The 16,208-nt window shown below is 69.3% G+C and carries 15 protein-coding genes; 3 read left to right on the top strand and 12 right to left on the bottom strand.

What is annotated here, in order from left to right:
* Positions 1–66: 66 nt before the first annotated feature.
* Positions 67–270, bottom strand: a complete 204-nt coding sequence (locus MRBLWH10_RS10770; protein WP_223586807.1) for an AsnC family protein — start codon at positions 268–270, stop codon at positions 67–69.
* 209 nt (positions 271–479) lie between these two features.
* On the opposite strand from MRBLWH10_RS10770, the gene MRBLWH10_RS10765 reads away from it, so the two are divergent.
* Positions 480–1,442, top strand: coding sequence for a LysR family transcriptional regulator (locus MRBLWH10_RS10765; protein WP_105676131.1), 963 nt, complete (start codon positions 480–482; stop codon positions 1,440–1,442).
* On the opposite strand, the gene MRBLWH10_RS10760 is transcribed toward MRBLWH10_RS10765, so the two are convergent.
* From MRBLWH10_RS10760 to MRBLWH10_RS10735, 6 genes are read right to left on the bottom strand one after another with little or no spacing between them, the layout of a single operon-like run.
* On the bottom strand, positions 1,429–2,277 hold the full coding sequence (locus tag MRBLWH10_RS10760; RefSeq protein ID WP_341939852.1) for an alpha/beta fold hydrolase: 849 nt from the start codon (positions 2,275–2,277) through the stop codon (positions 1,429–1,431). The two genes, MRBLWH10_RS10765 and MRBLWH10_RS10760, sit on opposite strands and share 14 nt — an antisense overlap.
* Positions 2,267–3,187, bottom strand: coding sequence for an ATP-binding cassette domain-containing protein (locus MRBLWH10_RS10755; RefSeq protein WP_341939851.1), 921 nt, complete (start codon positions 3,185–3,187; stop codon positions 2,267–2,269). The genes MRBLWH10_RS10760 and MRBLWH10_RS10755 overlap by 11 nt, the downstream gene beginning before the upstream one ends.
* Positions 3,184–4,203 (bottom strand): ABC transporter ATP-binding protein, encoded by a 1,020-nt coding sequence (locus MRBLWH10_RS10750; RefSeq protein ID WP_341939850.1) that lies wholly within the window; start codon positions 4,201–4,203, stop codon positions 3,184–3,186. The genes MRBLWH10_RS10755 and MRBLWH10_RS10750 overlap by 4 nt, the downstream gene beginning before the upstream one ends.
* Entirely contained in the window at positions 4,196–5,182 is a 987-nt protein-coding gene (locus MRBLWH10_RS10745; protein ID WP_105676139.1) for an ABC transporter permease, read from the bottom strand. Before MRBLWH10_RS10745 ends, MRBLWH10_RS10750 begins: the two co-directional genes overlap by 8 nt.
* Positions 5,179–6,108 carry an ABC transporter permease gene (locus MRBLWH10_RS10740; protein WP_341942590.1) on the bottom strand — a complete coding sequence of 310 codons (930 nt, stop codon included), beginning with the start codon at positions 6,106–6,108 and terminating at the stop codon, positions 5,179–5,181. Before MRBLWH10_RS10740 ends, MRBLWH10_RS10745 begins: the two co-directional genes overlap by 4 nt.
* Before the next feature lie 5 nt (positions 6,109–6,113).
* A complete protein-coding gene (locus MRBLWH10_RS10735; RefSeq protein ID WP_341939849.1) occupies positions 6,114–7,817 on the bottom strand; it encodes an ABC transporter substrate-binding protein in 1,704 nt (567 codons plus the stop codon).
* A 278-nt stretch (positions 7,818–8,095) separates the two neighbouring features.
* On the opposite strand from MRBLWH10_RS10735, the gene MRBLWH10_RS10730 reads away from it, so the two are divergent.
* Positions 8,096–9,127, top strand: a complete 1,032-nt coding sequence (locus MRBLWH10_RS10730; protein WP_341939848.1) for a S66 peptidase family protein — start codon at positions 8,096–8,098, stop codon at positions 9,125–9,127.
* Between the two features lie 36 nt (positions 9,128–9,163).
* On the opposite strand, the gene MRBLWH10_RS10725 is transcribed toward MRBLWH10_RS10730, so the two are convergent.
* The 4 genes from MRBLWH10_RS10725 to MRBLWH10_RS10710 form a co-directional block, all read right to left on the bottom strand.
* Positions 9,164–10,888: a beta-galactosidase family protein gene (locus tag MRBLWH10_RS10725; protein WP_341939847.1), complete on the bottom strand. Its 1,725-nt coding sequence runs from the start codon at positions 10,886–10,888 to the stop codon at positions 9,164–9,166.
* A gap of 57 nt (positions 10,889–10,945) precedes the next feature.
* Entirely contained in the window at positions 10,946–12,307 is a 1,362-nt protein-coding gene (locus MRBLWH10_RS10720; protein ID WP_223586801.1) for a sugar ABC transporter substrate-binding protein, read from the bottom strand.
* A gap of 64 nt (positions 12,308–12,371) precedes the next feature.
* Entirely contained in the window at positions 12,372–13,262 is an 891-nt protein-coding gene (locus MRBLWH10_RS10715) for a carbohydrate ABC transporter permease (RefSeq protein WP_341939846.1), read from the bottom strand.
* Between the two features lies 1 nt (position 13,263).
* Positions 13,264–14,181 (bottom strand): sugar ABC transporter permease, encoded by a 918-nt coding sequence (locus tag MRBLWH10_RS10710; RefSeq protein WP_105676186.1) that lies wholly within the window; start codon positions 14,179–14,181, stop codon positions 13,264–13,266.
* A 156-nt stretch (positions 14,182–14,337) separates the two neighbouring features.
* Between MRBLWH10_RS10710 and MRBLWH10_RS10705 the strand changes: the two genes are divergently transcribed.
* Positions 14,338–15,324 carry a LacI family DNA-binding transcriptional regulator gene (locus MRBLWH10_RS10705; protein ID WP_341939845.1) on the top strand — a complete coding sequence of 329 codons (987 nt, stop codon included), beginning with the start codon at positions 14,338–14,340 and terminating at the stop codon, positions 15,322–15,324.
* On the opposite strand, the gene MRBLWH10_RS10700 is transcribed toward MRBLWH10_RS10705, so the two are convergent.
* Positions 15,321–16,178, bottom strand: a complete 858-nt coding sequence (locus MRBLWH10_RS10700) for an IclR family transcriptional regulator (protein WP_341939844.1) — start codon at positions 16,176–16,178, stop codon at positions 15,321–15,323. The genes MRBLWH10_RS10705 and MRBLWH10_RS10700 overlap by 4 nt on opposite strands.
* Positions 16,179–16,208: the final 30 nt, after the last annotated feature.

Here is a 16,208-nt window from a genome sequence, read left to right as displayed (position 1 = left end):
GAGGGGTGGGTACTTCGACCGTACTTCGTGTCGATGCGGTTTCTGTGGATGGGCTGTGTGGCCGGTTCAGCTGCGGCCGAAGCGGCGGTGCGCGGCCTGCTTCGTGACGCCGAGTGCGCTCGCGATCGCCTGCCAGGAGTAGCCGAGATTGCGGGCCTTGCGCACCTGCGCCTCCTCGGCGCGCGCGATGTCGAGGCGGAGCCCCGCCAGGCGGTGCAGCTCGGCAAGGGGTTCTGCCCCGTCTTCGGAGACGGCGGATGCCTTCACCATGATCCACGACCTTTCCGTCAACGATCATTGACGTCCATCCTGATCGAAGAGTCGGCGAATGTCAACATGAATTGACGACAGGTCCGTCCCCTCCGACAGGGCGGCCGGGCACCGGGCGCCGGCCCTTCGCCTCGATAGGATGAGGCATCCGGAAGCCGCGTGAACCCGCACGGAACGGCGACCGGCCACCACCCGCCGATGGAGTCCCCGTGGCCACGATCGACCCCCGACGTCTGCTCGTCCTGCGCGCCTTCGTGCTCTCCGACTCCGTCACCGCCACGGCGGCCGCACTGCACCTCACGGCATCCGCCGTCTCCCAGCAGCTCGCCGCGCTCGAACGGGAGGTCGGTCAGCAGCTCATGGTGCGCACGGGGCGCAAGCTCGCGCTGACGCCCGCCGGACGCATCCTCGCCGAGCACGCGGAGGAGATCAACTCCCGCCTCAAGATCGCCGAGGCGGAGCTCGCCGCGCACTCCGGCGGCCTCCTCGGGCAGCTGCGCATCGGCGCGTTCCCGACCGCGATCAGCTGGGTCGTCGCCCCCGCGATCGTGGAGCTGCGCCGCAACGCCCCTGGTATCGACGTCAAGGTCGTCGACGCCGAGGCGCACATGAGCCACCGCATGCTCATGCGCGGAGACATCGACGCCACCGTCAGCCTGGAGTACGAGTCCGACCCCGAGCGCGATTCCCCCGACATCGTGAAGTTCCCGCTCTACATCGAGCGGTTCAAGGCGGCGGTCCCGCACAGCCACCCGCTCGCCTCATCCGACGGTGTGGAGCTGACGCAGCTCATCGAGGACGGCTGGATCATGCCCTCTCCCGGAAACCCCTCGCGCACCATGGTGCTGCAGGCGTGCGCGGAGCTGGGGTTCCACCCGACGATCACGCACGTGTCTGACGACTACCGCGCCGCGGTCTCGCTCGTCGCCGCCGAGGCCGGGGTGTGCCTGGTGCCGGAGTCCGCACTGTCCGCGCGGGATGCCGAGTGGGTGACGATCCTTCCCACGCAGGGGATCGCCCCGCTGCGCAAGGTCATCATGACCACACGTCGCGACAACCAGGGGCATCCGGTGGTGCGCGCGGGCCTCGACGCGATGCGGACCGTGCTCGCCGAGCCCGACTCGGAGATCCACGGTCCGCTCGCGCGTTCCGACACGTTCAGCGTGGAGTGACCGACCCCGTCGACGGAGCGTTCTCGCGGAGGAAGGCGTCGACGTGCCGGTGGTACTCGACCGGCTTGTCGCGGCGCACGCAGTGGTGCGCCCCGTCGATCACGACGATGTCGAATCCGGGAGCGACCGCGGTCAGGCGCTCACGGGAGTGCTTGTCGACGATGACGTCGCCGGTCCCGGTGACCAGCAGCGCGGGCACCCCGGTCGGTCCGACGGTGATCTGGCGGGCCGTGGGGGTCCAGATGCGGCGCTTCTCGTGCACGCGCTGCTCCATGTAGGCGATGTCGACCGCCTTCATGGCCTCGGCGAGGGGCCGCAGCTCCTCCTCGGGCCAGTGCGGCTTCTGGGTGCGCTGCATCTCGACGAGCTCGTCGACGGTCGCGGTGTCGGCGAAGTCGAACGGGTCCTTCTCGGTCTGCTCCACGCTGAGCCACGGGTTGGGGCCGGCCTCCGGCACCCACCACGGCGGATCCTCCAGCACCACCCCGGCCACCAGATGAGGCGCGTCGGCCGCGACGAAGGCGGCGATGCGCGCGCCCATCGAGTGCCCGACGATCAGCGTCCGCCGTCCGGTCTCCTCGAGGATGTCCTCCAGGATGTCGATCGCGTCCTGCACCATCACGTCGGTCGACGGCACGCCCTCGTGCTCGGGGAGGCGTCCGGGCGAGCGGCCGTGACCCCGCGCATCGGGGGCGACGATGTGGAAGTCGTCCCCCCAGCGGTGCACCGCATCCCCGTAGCAGGCGCCGGACTCGACGGCGCCGTGCAGGATCAGGATGACGGGAGCCTCTTCGGCATCCCGTCCGAACTCTCGGACGAACAGGTCAGTACCCACGTGTCCTCTTTCTGTCTCGTGCCGGGCCGGCTTCTGGCCGAACCACGGCGTCGTGGTCATTCGGTGAGTCATGGTCACGATCGTCGCACGTGCGCCCGATCGTGCGCACGGGGGCGTCGTTATGAGTCGGGAGCTCCGCCTCGGGCGTCGCGTCGACGAGGGACTGCGTGTACGGATGCTGCGGCGAGCGGAAGATCTCGTCCGACGGCCCCGTCTCGACGATCCGCCCGCGGTTCATGACCGCGACGCGATCGCTGTAGAGGCGGATCACGGCGAGGTCGTGGCTGACGTGCAGGAACGAGATCCCCTGATCGCGCTGCAGGTCGGCGAGCAGGTTGAGGATCTGCGCGCGCACCGAGACGTCGAGCGCCGAGGTCGGCTCGTCCGCGATGATCAGGGCGGGCTTGAGCGCGAGCGCCCTGGCGACCGCGACGCGCTGCAGCTGTCCGCCTGAGGCCTCGTGCGGGTAGCGCTCGAGGTAGTCGGAGCCCAGCCCCACCGAGGCGAGCAGGTCGATCAGCTCCGCCGTCGAGGTCGTCTCGCCGTGCGCGCGGAACACGTTCTCGAGCGTCTGCCGCACCGTCTGCCGCGGATTCAACGAGGCCAGCGGATCCTGGAACACCATCGCGACGTTGCGCCGCAGGCCGCGGAGGCCCTTCGCGCTGAGCTGCGCGATGTCCTGCCCGTCTGTGACGACGGAGCCGGAGCTCGGAGCGATCAGCCCGTTCGCCATCCGCGCCAGGGTCGACTTGCCCGACCCCGACTCGCCCACCAGCCCCAGCGCCTCGCCGCGGCCGACGTGCAGGGTGACGCCGTCGACCGCGAGCGCGGTCTTGCGGTTCCGGCCGAACACGCCTCCCGTGCGGTAGCGCTTGGTGACGTCCGTCATCACGAGGATCGGTTTGCTCATCGGGCGGCCTCCTGCAGGTCGGGGAGACGATCGAGATGGCACGCGGCCCGGTGCAGGCCGTCGGTGCGCGCGCCCCGCACGGTCGGCGCCGGCAGCTCGGTCTCGCACCGTCCGTCGAGCTGCGCGGCGAAGGCGCAACGGGGAGCGAACGCGCACCCGGCTCCTGCGTCCCGCAGCGACGTGGGGACCCCGGGGATCGCTCGGAGCCGCGCCCGCTCGCCCTCGGCGTCGAGACGCGGGGTCGCGGCCCTGAGCCCCGCGGTGTACGGATGGGCCGGCCGTTCGAAGATGTCGCGCAGGGTCCCGTACTCGGCCTCGCGCCCTGCGTAGAGCACGAGCACATCGTCGGCGGCGCTCGCGACGACCCCGAAATCGTGGCTGATCAGCAGCATCGCCATGCCGTACTCGTCCTGCAGGCCGCGCAGCAGCGCGAGGATCTGCGCCTGCACGGTGACGTCGAGGGCCGTGGTCGGCTCGTCGGCGATCAGCAGGGCGGGGCGGTTCACCAGCGCCATCGCGATCACCGCGCGCTGGCGCATGCCGCCGGAGAACTCGTGCGGATAGCGTCGGGCGCTCTCGGCGGGGTTCGGGATGCCGACGCGGTCCAGCATCTCCACGGCGCGAGCGAGCGCGGCGCGGCGGGAGACGGAGGAGTCGTGGAGCCGCACCGCCTGCACGATCTGCGCCCCGATGCTGAGGTAGGGGCTCAGCGCGGAGAGCGAGTCCTGGAAGACCATCGCGACGTCGGCTCCGCGGATCCGGCGCAGCGCCCTCTCATCGGCGGTGAGCATCTCGCGACCGGCGACGCGGATGCTGCCGCGCGCGCTCGCCGCCGGAGGCAGGAGCCGCATGATCGAGCGGCCCGTGATGGTCTTGCCCGAGCCGGACTCGCCCACCACGGCGAGCGTGCGGCCCTTCTCGACCGAGACCGAGAGGCCGCGGACGACGTCGACGTCGGCGCCGCCGAGGGCGAAGGAGATGGAGAGGTCGTCGATCTGGAGCACGGGTTCAGGCACGGCGGATCCTCGGGTCGAGAAGCGGCATGAGCATGTCGGCGAGGAGGTTGCCGATGATGATGAGGAAGGCGGAGAACAGGGTGACCCCGACCACCAGGCTGAGATCGGACTCGTTCACCCCCGCGAGCAGGAGGTCGCCGAGGCCGTGGAGGCTGAACACCTTCTCGGCGATCACCGAGCCGCCCAGCAGCGCGGCGACGTCGAGGGCGAACATCGCCACGATCGGGATCATCACGCCGCGGACGGCGTGCGCGTTCACACGGCGGGGCGATGCGCCCCGCGCGGTCATCGCGACCAGGTGGTCGGAGGACAGCTCGCCGAGCAGCTGGGTGCGCGTCACCCTGATGTAGCCGGCCGCCAGGATGATCGACAGCACCATCCACGGGCCGATCAGATGCCAGGCCCACTCCCACGGCGACTCCGAGATCGGGACGAACCCCGAGTAGGGGAGCGCGTTCAGCATGAACCCGAACACCTGCACCACGAGCAGGCCCACGAGGAACGTCGGCACGGCGAGGCCGAACATCGCGAAGCCGGCGGAGAACCTGTCGATGAGGCCGCCCTTGCGGATGGCGGATGCCGCGCCGAGGCCGACGCCGACGAGGAGGCAGAGCACCGCGGCGCCGAACGTCAGCGACAGCGTCACGGGAAGGCGCTCGACGATGAGCGTCGTCACGTCGCTCTGGTTGGGGAACGAGTACCCGAAGCAGGGGGCGGCGCAGTGCACCTGCTGCGAACCGGAGCCGTAGGTGCGGCCGACGAACAGCCCCTTCACGAACTCGACGTACTGCCAGAGCACGCCCTTGTCGGTCTGCATGTAGGCGCTGACCTTGGCGAGGGTGTCGGCGGGGCAGGGCTTGCCGCACATGGCGCGAGCGGGGTCGCGCGATGCGCCGAAGAAGAGGGCGATCGTCACGAAGGCGATCGCGAGGAGCATGAACACCGCGGTGAACAGGCGGCGGGAGATGTAGCCGATCATGATGCGTCCTCCGTGCGCACATCGAGGACGTCGCGGAGCGCGTCTCCGGCGAGAGTGGCCCCGAACACGATGCAGAACACCACAGCGCCGGGGAAGACCATGTACCAGACGTCGGCGCCGCTGTAGATCCAGGGGAGGGAGTCGGACAGCAGCTTGCCGAGGTCGGGGACGTCGCCGCGCAGGCCGACGCCGAGGAAGGAGAGACCGGCGACCATGCTGACGTTCGCCGGGAGGGACATCGCGAACAGCACGACGACGAGTCCGAGGAGGTGGGGGAGCATCTCCCGGCGGATGATCTGCCAGGGCGGCGCACCGGTGGAGCGTGCGGCCTCGACGAACGCGCGGGCGTTCACGGCTCCGGCCTGGGCCCCGATGATCCGGGCCGGCACCGTCCAGCCGAAGAACGCGAGCACGAACACGAGCACCAGCTCCCGGGGGAACTCCGGGGGGACGATCACCATCACGGCGATCACGAACATCAGCCCGGGGAAGCCGAACATGAAGTCGATCACCCGTCCGGCGACCGCGTTGAGCCAGCCGCCGAAGTAGCCCATCGCGGTGCCGAGTGCGGCCGCGAAGACGATCGAGATGATGCTGGCCGCGAAGGCGATGAACAGCGAGGAGCGGATGCCGTAGACGATCTGCGCGAACAGGTCGATGCCGGTCACCGGGGCGACGCCGAGCCAGTGCTCGGCGCTCACGCCGCCGAGGGGGCCGAGCGGCCGACCGCCGTTCGGGTCGAGGAGATCCGTGTGGAACGAGTACGGGTCCTGCCCCTCGAGCGCGACGAGAACCGGCGCGAGCACCCCGGCGAGGAGCGGGATCGCGAGCATCACGAGTCCGATCACCGCCGAGCGCTTCCGGGTGAAGCGGCGGAGGACCGACGGGCGTCGGCCCTCCGCGCGCTTCGTGTCGACCAGGGTCATGGTGCTCACTCGGAGATGCCGACGACCAGCTCGTTCGCGAACGGCGGGTAGGCGGGGATGAAGTAGTTCACGATGTTCGATCCGGCGAGAGCCTGGGTGCGCTGCACCAGGATCGGGACGATCGGAGCATCCTCCATGATCTGCCTGTCGATCGCGGCCCACATCTCTCCGGCCTTGTCGAGGTCGGGCTCGGAGATCGCGGCGTCGATCGCGGCGTCGACATCGGGGTTCGAGTAGTTCGAGGCGTTCCCTCCGCCGTTCCCGATCTCGCTGGATGCGAACAGCGGCTGGATCGTGCTCATGCCGCTCGGGAAGTCGGCTCCCCATCCGCTCGTCGTCATGTCGTAGTCGCCGCCCCCGGAGGAGACGAGCTCGTACCAGGTGTCGGAGTCGAGGCCGTTCAGCTCGACCGTGATCCCGGCCTTCTCGAGGGAGTTCTTGATGCTGAGGGCCTCCTTCTCCTCGATCGCGCTCACATCGGTCGGGTAGGTGAGGCTCAGCGTGAGATCGGTGACGCCGGCATCCGCCAGGAGCTTCTTGGCCTTGTCTACGTCGCCCTTGTCGCCGCCGCCGTAGAGGTCGAACTCCTCGTAGCCCGGCATGCCGGGCGTCATGATCGTGGAGCTGATCTGCCCGCCGAACTTCGGGCCTCCGTAGACGCTCTGCACCTCGGCCTTGTTGAGGGCGAAGTTGATCGCCTGGCGGACGCGCACATCCGCCAGCTCGGGGCTCTTCATGTTCAGTGCGAGGTAGCGGAAATAGCCGGAGGGGCCATTGGCGAGGCGGTCCGAGATCGAGGGGTCGGACTCGATGCGCTGGAACTGGGACGGCGAGATCAGGGCGTTGCTGATCGCGTCCTTGTCATCGCCCTTGTCGTCGATGAGGCGCTGCACGATCGTGTCGTTGTTCAGACCCATGTCGACGACGATCTTGTCGGGGCCCGCGAATCGCACGTCGTCGGTCTTCTCATCCCAGTGCGGGTTGCGCTCCAGCACGGCCTGCGAGCCCTTGGAGTACTCGGTGATCATGTACGGGCCGCTGGCGACGGGGTGCTCGCCGTAGGTCTCCGGCTCCGTGTCGGCGGCGGCCGGCACCGGCGCGAACGCGGGCATGCTCACGATCCACGGCCAGTTGCCGAACGGGCGGTTGAGGTGGAACACGATCGTCTGGTCGTCGACGACCTCGATCGAGTCCAGCTCCTCGCCGTCGTAGGGGCCCTCGTAGTCCTCCGCGCCGACGAGCAGGGTCTTGTGGTAGCCGAGGCCGCCCTGGAACATCGGGGCGAACGACCGCTCGACGCCGTACTTGACGTCCGCGGCGGTGATCGGGGTGCCGTCGGAGAAGAGGAGATCGTCCTTGAGCGTGAAGGTCCAGGTCTTCCCTCCGTCGTCGGTGGTGCCGGTGTCCGTCGCCAGGTCGGGGGTGAGGATCGTCTCCTTGTCGGGGAACGTCTGCCACGAGGTGAGTCCGCGGTGGACCCAGCGCAGGCGGCTCGTGGGCACCATCTGCGCGTTCGCGGTCTCCCACGACTCGTTCGCACGACGGGAGAGGTAGTGCAGGGTGCCGCCGGTGGGGACGGACTCCATCGCCGTCGCCGTGCCGTCGGACGTGGACTCCGTGGGGCCGGAGTTCGCATTGCACCCGGTCACCACGAGGGCGACGACGAGCGCGAGCCCTCCGAACAGCACTTTCCGAGATCGATTCACCATTGATCGCGCTTCCTGTGAGGCGGTCCCCCATCGGGTCGGGGGCGAGAGTGGTCTCTCAGGAATGCAGTCTGTCGGCGCGTCTGCGACGGCGTCCATCGAGCAGTTCTGCATGTGATCTGTAAGAAGAACTTAACGATCGCAGGCGTTCGCCGTGATGACTCGAGGCGGGCACGCACAGTGCGACGTGGCTCGGGTCCAAGAATAGTCGATCAGGCCGCTCTTGACCAGAAGAAGCCCGCCGGTGTGCGGAGGCCGCCGTGCTGAGACAGACTGGGCGGATGCTGTCTGCTCCGAAGCTCACGTCCGGCGACAGGGTCGCCGTGCTGTCCCCGGCCTTCGCCGCCCCCGCGGTCGCGCCCGCCCTGCACGAGCAGGCGATGAGCCGTCTCGCGACCCTCACCGGGCTCGTCCCGGTGGAGTATCCGACGACGAGACTCCTCGACGCGACGCCCGAGGCGAGGGCCGCCGATGTCAACGCGGCGTTCGCCGACCCGAGCATCCGCGCGATCCTCGCGACGATCGGCGGAGACGATCAGATTCTGGTGGTGCCGCACCTCGACGCCGCGCTCGCGACGGCGGATCCGAAGCCGTTCGTCGGATACAGCGACAACACGAACATCCTGAACTGGCTGTGGACCCACGGCATCAGCGGATACTACGGCGGCTCGACCGCGGTGCACCTCGGCCCCGGCCCCGCCGTCGACGACGTGCACCTGCGTGCGCTGCGCGCCCTGCTCCTCGACGGCGGGACGCTCGAGATCACCGAGCCGGGGGAGTCGGAGGACGTGGGCCGGCGCTGGGCCGATCCGCGCGCGCTCACCGAGTACGGAGATCGCGTGCCCACCGAGCCGTGGACCTGGGCGGGCCCCGCCGCGCGGGTGGCGGGGCGGACCTGGGGCGGCTGCCTGGAGTCGATCGACGGTCTGGCGTTCCTCGGGCGTCTGCCGCAGCCGCACGAGCTCGAGGGCGCGATCCTGCTGCTGGAGACGAGCGAGGAACGCCCGCCGGCCGGCTGGGTGGCGCGCTGGCTGCGCTACCTCGGCGAGCTCGGCATCCTCGGGGCCGTTGCGGGCGTGGTCATGGCACGGCCCCCGGTGAGCGACGTCGAGTTCCGGCCGACGCCCGGTGAGGCGAAGGCGCTGCGCGACGCTCAGCGCGACGTCGTGATCGATGTGGTCGGACGATACAACCCCGATGCCGTCGTCTGCGTCGGCGTCCCGTTCGGCCACACGCGTCCGCAGTGGATCCTGCCCTACGGCGGGACGATGGTGCTCGACGGCGCCGTGCAGACGATCACCGCGGACTACTGAGACCGGGGGAGGGAGCCGACACGGTGGCCCGGCCGCTCACTCCTCCGTGACGCCGAGCGAGAGGCCGGGCAGGAAGTCGGCGGTGGGGGAGAGCAGCTGCTCCAGCTCGAGCACGACGAGTCGGTTCTCCCCGGAGCGTGTCGCGGGCGACGGCGCATAGAGCGTCCGCTGCGGGCCGTTGCGCCAGTACCGCCCGAGGAAGAATCCGTTGAGGAACGCGTACCCCTTGCTCCACGCCGCGGTGTCGATGAAGAGATCGGTCGGCTCATCGAGGTCGAACGCCGCGGTCCACGCCGAAGGTCCGGCCGTGCTCGTGGTCAGAGGCAGGTGCGCGGCGATCTGCGCCACGTCCAGCGGCGTGGACGCCCAGCCGATGAGGGGCGCCCCCTCCAGCGTCACGGCGCCGATGAGGCCCTTCCGCTCGCCGAGGCGGTGGTCGTAGTTCACCCGACCCTGATCCTCGACGAGGATGCTGAGCACGCGTCCGTCGGGGATCGCGATGGTCTGGTCGTGGCGGGTGCGGGCGAGCGTGCCGACGGGCACGCCGTCGATGCTCACCCAGGCGAGGTCGCGCACGTCGTCGAGACGGAGCACGCCGCCGCGCCCCTCGGGGAGGTCGACGTCGTACCGCACGAGCGCGCTGAGGTGCGAGAGCTCCTCGAAGGACGCGGGGGCGTGCGTGCGGACGGCGGATGCCGGAGCATCCGTCCAGGAGCCCGCGGCGCTGAGCGGCGCGGAGAACGTCGGGGCCTCGCGTCGCGGCGCGGGCAGCTCGTCGGGCACCGGCGCGTGCTTCGCGATGACGTCGCGGAAGGCGAAGAACTTCGCGGTGGGCTGTCCGGCCTCGTCGAGCGGCGCGTCGTAGTCGTAGGAGGTGACGAGGGGAAGGTAGCGCCCCTTGTCGTTGGCCCCGTTGGTGAGGCCGAAGTTCGTACCGCCGTGGAACATGTAGATGTTCACGGATGCCCCGGCCGCGAGGAGCGCATCGAGGTCGGATGCGGCGGCCTCCGTGCTCGTCACGTGATGCACGCCGCCCCACCAGTCGAACCAGCCGTCCCAGAACTCGGAGCACATCAGCGGTCCGGTCGGCTGATGCCGACGGAGCGTGGCGAGGCGCTCGACGCTGCGCGAGCCGAACGACGCGGTCTTGTGCAGCCCGGGCAGGCTGCCGTCCTCCAGCATCTGGGCCGTGGGCTGATCGACGGTCGTCAGCGGGACGGTGATCCCGGCATCCCTGGTGACCTCGACGAGAGCGCGGAGGTACTCCTTGTCCGAGCCGTAGGCGCCGTACTCGTTCTCGATCTGGACGAGGACGACGGGTCCGCCGCGGTCGATCTGCCGGGGAGTGACGATCTCGTACACGCGTCGCAGGTACGCGCTCACGTCGGCGAGGTAGGCCGGGTCGGACGACCGCAGCGCGGTGCCGTCGGCGGTGAGCCAGACGGGGAGTCCGCCGTTGTGCCACTCGGCGCAGATGTAGGGGCCGGGGCGGACGATGGCGTCGAGGCCCTCGGCGTGCACGAGGTCGAGGAATCCGCCGAGATCGTTCCAGCCCGTCGCGTCCCAGTCTCCGCGCCGCGGCTCGTGGGCGTTCCAGGCGACGTAGGTCTCGATCGTGTTCAGCCCCATCAGCCGCGCCTTGCGGATGCGGTCCTGCCACTGGTCCGGGTGCACTCGGAAGTAGTGGATGGCGCCGGAGATCACCTGGTGCGGCCGGCCGGCGCGGAGGAAGTGGTCGTCGCCGATGGAGAAGCTGGTCACGATGAAGTGCTTTCGATGAGAGGGCGGGCGCGCCGTGCGGCGCGCCCGCCCCGGGTGTTACTTGTTGACGGAGAAGCCCTGGGCGTTGCCGTACTCGACCAGCGCGTCCTGCCAGGCGGTGAGGCCCTCGTTCAGGTCGGTGCCGTTCTGGTACGACTGTCCGACGGTGTCGCCGAAGATGCTGTTCGCGTAGACCTGGTAGGGCAGGTAGTGCCATCCCTTGACGACGCTCTTCGCGGCATCCGCGAGCACCTCGTTGATCTTCTGGCCGCCGAAGTACTCCGGCGCCTCGCTGAGGAACTCGTCGCTGGAGAGCTCGGCGTTGGTCGACGGGAACCCGCCGGACTCGAGGAAGATCTTGATGCTGTCCTCGGAGTTGTTCAGCCACCACAGGAAGCCCGCGGCGAGGGCCGGGTTCTTGCTCTGGGTGGTCACGGCCTGACCGCCGCCGCCGTTCTCCGCGCTGGCGGGCGAGCCGTCGTAGGTCGGCATCGGGGCGACGCGCCAGTCTCCCGAGCCGTCAGGGGCGCCGGAGATGAGGTTGCCCGGCATCCAGGCGCCGATGATGAGGGTCGCGATGCTGCCGTCGCCCAGGCCGCGGAACCACTCGTCGCTCCAGCTGGAGGTGGGGGCGACGAGGCCCTCGGAGACGAGGCGGTTCCAGTTCTCGGTCCACTTCTTCGACCCGGCATCCTGGAGGTCGATCGTGACATCGGTGCCCTCCGTCTGGAACGGCGTGCCGCCGGCCTGCCAGATCATCGAGGTCGCGAAGCCGGCGTCGCCGGTGTCGTTGGTGATGTACGCGTTCGGGTTCGCCGCGTGGATCGCCTTGGCGGCCTCGTAGTACTCGTCCCACGTGGTGGGGACGGCGATGCCGGCCGCGTCGAAGACGGACTTGTTGTAGAACAGGGCCATGGGGCCGGAGTCCTGCGGGAGGCCGTAGATCGCCTTGTCGCTGGTCACGGAGCCCCAGGTGGATGCCGTGTAGTCGTCTTCGAAGTCGGCGAAGCCGTACTGCGCGAGGTCGACGAACGAGTCCGTCAGCGAGAACTGCGGGAACGCCTGGTACTCGATCTGCACGACGTCGGGGGCGCCGGATCCGGCCTTGATGGCGTTCTGCAGCTTGGTGTACTCGTCGTTGTTCGTTCCGGCGTTGACCAGGTTGACCTTGACGTTGGGGTAGGCCTTCTCGAACGCCTCGACCTGGGCCTCGGCGGAGGGCGTCCACGACCAGTAGGTGATCTCGCCGCCCTTCTCGAGTGCGGCCTTGACGGAGTCGAACGTGCCGTCGCCTGCGGCGCTGCCGCCGCCGTCGGAGGCGCCGCCGGCGGAGCAGCCGGCGAGGGCGATGGCGGCGACGGTGCCGGCCGCGAGCACGGCGAGGGCGCGCCGCACCGCGGGTGAGGGAAGGTGCTTCATTGCTGTGTCCTTTCGGGAGGTGGTCCGGCTCTGGACCGGGTGTTGCAGGGAGGGGGACGGGAGGCTACTGCTTGACGCTTCCCGCGGTGAGACCTGACTGCCAGAAACGCTGCAGCAGCAGGAAGGCGATGACGATCGGGACGATCGTGAGCAGGGAGCCCATGATCACGAGGTTGTAGATGGGCTGCGAGCCCGCGCCGATCGCCTGGGAGCTCCACTGGTTGAGGCCGACGGTGAGCGGATACCAGGCGGGGTCGGAGAGCATGATCAGGGGCAGGAAGTAGTTGTTCCAGGTCGCGACGACCGTGAACAGCGCCACCGTCACGATGCCGGGCGCCAGCAGGCGCAGCGAGATCGTGAAGAAGGTGCGGAACTCCCCGGCGCCGTCGATGCGCGCCGCCTCCAGCAGTTCGGTCGGCACCGACTCCGAGGCGAAGACCCAGATGAGGTAGAGGCCGAACGGGCTGATCAGGGAGGGGATGATCACGGCCCACGGCGTGTTCGTGAGCCCGAGCTCGCTGAACAGCAGGAAGGTCGGCACCGCGAGGGCCGTGCCGGGAACGGCGACCGCGCCGAGCACGACGGCGAACACGGCACGGCGGCCGGGGAAGCGGTACTTGGCGAGACCGTATCCCGCCATCGTCGCGAGCAGCGTCGCGCCGCCCGCCCCCACCACGACGTACAGCAGCGTGTTGCCGAGCCAGCGCAGGAAGATGCCGTCGCGGTACGTGAAGGTCGCCGCGAGGTTGTCGAAGAAGGCGAAGTCGTCGGCGAACCACAGCCCGAAGGAGCTGAAGAGGCCCGACTGGGTCTTGGTGGAGCTGAAGAGCAGCCAGACCAGGGGGACGATCGTGTACAGGCCGTACACGATCATCACGATGAGGAGCGTGTTGGACTTGCGCGGGTTCAGGGGGTCGTTCCGACGGGTCCGCGGGCGGGCGAGGGGGAGAGCCATGTCAGCGCACCTCCGACTTCGAGCCGCGCAGTTGCACGACGTAGGCGATGACGGCGGTGATGACGCCCATGATGATGGCGATCGTCGCCGCGTAGTTGAACTGCTGCCCGGCGAAGGACAGGTTGTACGCGTACATGTTGGGCGTGTAGTACGTGGTGATCACGTTCGGCGCGAGCGGCCGCAGGATGTTGGGCTCGTTGAAGAGCTGGAAGCTGCCGATGATCGAGAAGATCGTCGCGATGACGACCGCCCCGCGCACGGACGGGATCTTGATGGAGAAGATCGTGCGCCAGGCGCCGGCCCCGTCGAGGGAGGCGGCCTCGTACATGTCGGTGGGGATGGTCTTCAGCGAGGAGTAGAAGATCAGCATGTTGTAGCCCACGAACTCCCAGGTCACGATGTTGCCGATCGAGGCCAGCATCCACTCCTTCGCGAACGGCGTGAGCGCATCGAATCCGAGGAGGTCGTTGACGTTGCCGGCGAGGCCGAACTGGTCGCCGTAGATGTAGCCCCACATGAGGACGGCGACGACGGCGGGCACGGCGTAGGGCAGGAAGATCAGGATGCGGAAGAAGGATGCTCCCCGCAGTCGCGCGCTGTCGAGGGCGAGCGCCGCGCCGAGCGCCAGCGCGAGCATGATCGGGACCTGCACCACGAGGAACAGCAGGACGCGGCCGAACGCCTCCCAGAACTGCGGGTCGGTGAGCGCTCGCACGTAGTTGTCCAGGCCGACGAAGGCCGTGCCGCCGATGAGCTTCTCCTGGAAGAAGCTCAGGTAGAGCGCGTAGGCGAGCGGCGTGAGAAACACCAGGGCGAAGACGACCATGAAGGGTCCGACGAACGCCCAGCCGTTCCAATTGCGCTTCTCGCGGCGGGGGATGCTCAGCGCACCTCGTGCCGCGGTGATTTCTGTCGTCATCGACGAGACCTTCTCTGATTCGGGCGTCGGGTGCGCCATGTGTCAACGTCAACATATGCGATGGACTGTTAGTGTGTCAACGTCAACACATGAATGGAGGTGATCGTGTCCTCAGCAGAAACGGCAGAGTCGCCGCATCGGCGCCGTGAACCTTCCATGGAGGATGTCGCACGCGAGGCCGGAGTGTCCGGTCAGACCGTCTCGCGCGTCGTCAACGCGCGCGGCTACGTCGGCGCGGCGACCAGAGAGCGCGTGGAGGCGGCGATGCAGCGCCTCGGATATCGGCCGAACAGCGCAGCGCGCGCCCTGCGGTCGGGCAGATTCCGCACCATCGGCGTCGTGATGTTCTCGTTCAGCTCGTACGGCAACCAGCGCACGCTCGACGCGATCGCGGTGCGCGCCGCCCAGCTCGGATACGCGCTCACCCTCATCCCGGTCGAGTCCAGCGCGCGCGACACCGTCGCCGGCGCCTTCCGTCGCCTGGAGGAGCACGCCGTCGACGGCATCATCATCGTCATCGAGGCCCACCAGCTCGACGAGGCCGACGTGGAGATCCCCGATGCGCTGCCCGTCGTGTTCGTCGACTCGAACCGCACGGTCGAGCATCCCTTCGTCGACACCGATCAGGCTCAGGGCGCACGCCTGGCCACCGAGCATCTCCTCGATCTCGGGCACGACACGGTCTGGCATGTCGCGGGGCCGGAGAGGTCCTACTCCGCAGAGCGCCGTCGGGAGGCCTGGCAGGCGACCCTCGAATCGCGCGGACTCCACGTCCCCGGCGCCCTGGTCGGCGACTGGAGCGCGCAGTCCGGCTACGCGGCGGGTCTCCGCCTTCGAGAGGTCGACGGAGTCACCGCGGTCTTCGCGGCGAACGACCAGATGGCGATCGGCGTGCTGCGGGCTTTCCGCGAGATCGGCCGCGACGTGCCGGGCGACGTCAGCATCGTCGGGTTCGACGGGCTGCCGGACGCCGCGCAGCTGTGGCCTCCTCTGACGACCGTGCAGCAGCATCCGGAGCGCGTCGGGGCACTCGCCGTCGACGCCCTCCTCGCGGAGCTCGACAGCGGGGAGCGACGGCACACTCCGCTCGTCGGCACCGAGCTCGTGGTTCGGGGCAGCACGGCGCCCCCGCGGAGGCGCTAGGCGGCTGCGCCGAGCCGCGCCGAGAGCTCTCGTGCCGTGCGCGACACGAACACGCCGAGGGCTTCGAGGCGGGTGCCGATGCGCGCCTTCGGGGCGCTGACGTTGACGGCCGCGACGACCCTGCCGGTGAAATCCGTGATCGGGGCCGAGGCCGCGACGACGCCGAACTCCAGCTCTTCATCGGACAGCGCAAAGCCGCGTTCGCGGATGCGCTCCAGCTCGGCGAGGAGGCTTGCGAAGTCTGCGACGGGGGAGTTCCCCGGAGGCGGCGCGTCGAGGACCGGGAACACCGAGGGGTCGGCCTGATCGAATCTCCCGACCAGTGGCTGATCCTGCCCGTGGTCTTCGTACCAGCGCGCCAGCGAGACCTCGTCCCAATCGCTGAGGAGTGCCCGGCCCGACGGCGTCCGCCAGGCGGCGGTCGTGGTGCCGGCCCATCCCGTGGTCCGCACGTCATGGGGGCTGAGCTCGCTGAGCAGCGTGAGCACGTTGCCGCCCCGGAGCACGCAGAGGTGGCTCGTCTCCCTCGTCGACTGCACGAGCCGGCGGAGGATCCCGCGCGACGCATGCACGAGCGTCGTCGTCGCCGTGTGGGCGGCGAGGGCGTACAGGCGGGGCCCGAGCAGGTAGCGCAGCGAGTCCTCGTCGCGCTCGACCAGGCCGCTCTCGGCGAGTGTGGCCAGGGTGCGTGACACGACGGCCTTGTCGCGCCCGGTGAGCTGGGCGACCTGCGACACTCCGAGCCCTCCGGCTCTGAGTGCTTCATCGGTTCCGAGCAGTTCGAGGATCTCGATGTCGCGGCCGAGGCCTGACGAGTTCCGTCGGGGAGCGGGGGGAGAGGCGGGGGAGGTCACGCCTTCATCCTATGCAGAGCGTTGCCATAG

The organism is Microbacterium sp. LWH10-1.2 (assembly GCF_038397765.1).
Lineage (GTDB): Bacteria > Actinomycetota > Actinomycetes > Actinomycetales > Microbacteriaceae > Microbacterium > Microbacterium natoriense.
Note: the sequence above shows the minus strand (reverse complement) of the source record. Positions and strands in the feature narration are given on the sequence as shown.

What these genes read in the sequence shown, in the direction of transcription:
- MRBLWH10_RS10705 (WP_341939845.1), top strand. Translation starts at nt 14,338, where the DNA reads ATGGAGGATGTCGCACGCGAGGCCGGAGTGTCCGGTCAGACCGTCTCG.
- MRBLWH10_RS10745 (WP_105676139.1), bottom strand. Translation starts at nt 5,182, where the DNA reads ATGATCGGCTACATCTCCCGCCGCCTGTTCACCGCGGTGTTCATGCTC.
- MRBLWH10_RS10770 (WP_223586807.1), bottom strand. Translation starts at nt 270, where the DNA reads ATGGTGAAGGCATCCGCCGTCTCCGAAGACGGGGCAGAACCCCTTGCC.
- MRBLWH10_RS10735 (WP_341939849.1), bottom strand. Translation starts at nt 7,817, where the DNA reads ATGGTGAATCGATCTCGGAAAGTGCTGTTCGGAGGGCTCGCGCTCGTC.
- MRBLWH10_RS10730 (WP_341939848.1), top strand. Translation starts at nt 8,096, where the DNA reads ATGCTGTCTGCTCCGAAGCTCACGTCCGGCGACAGGGTCGCCGTGCTG.
- MRBLWH10_RS10755 (WP_341939851.1), bottom strand. Translation starts at nt 3,187, where the DNA reads ATGAGCAAACCGATCCTCGTGATGACGGACGTCACCAAGCGCTACCGC.
- MRBLWH10_RS10740 (WP_341942590.1), bottom strand. Translation starts at nt 6,108, where the DNA reads ATGACCCTGGTCGACACGAAGCGCGCGGAGGGCCGACGCCCGTCGGTC.
- MRBLWH10_RS10720 (WP_223586801.1), bottom strand. Translation starts at nt 12,307, where the DNA reads ATGAAGCACCTTCCCTCACCCGCGGTGCGGCGCGCCCTCGCCGTGCTC.
- MRBLWH10_RS10710 (WP_105676186.1), bottom strand. Translation starts at nt 14,181, where the DNA reads ATGACGACAGAAATCACCGCGGCACGAGGTGCGCTGAGCATCCCCCGC.
- MRBLWH10_RS10715 (WP_341939846.1), bottom strand. Translation starts at nt 13,262, where the DNA reads ATGGCTCTCCCCCTCGCCCGCCCGCGGACCCGTCGGAACGACCCCCTG.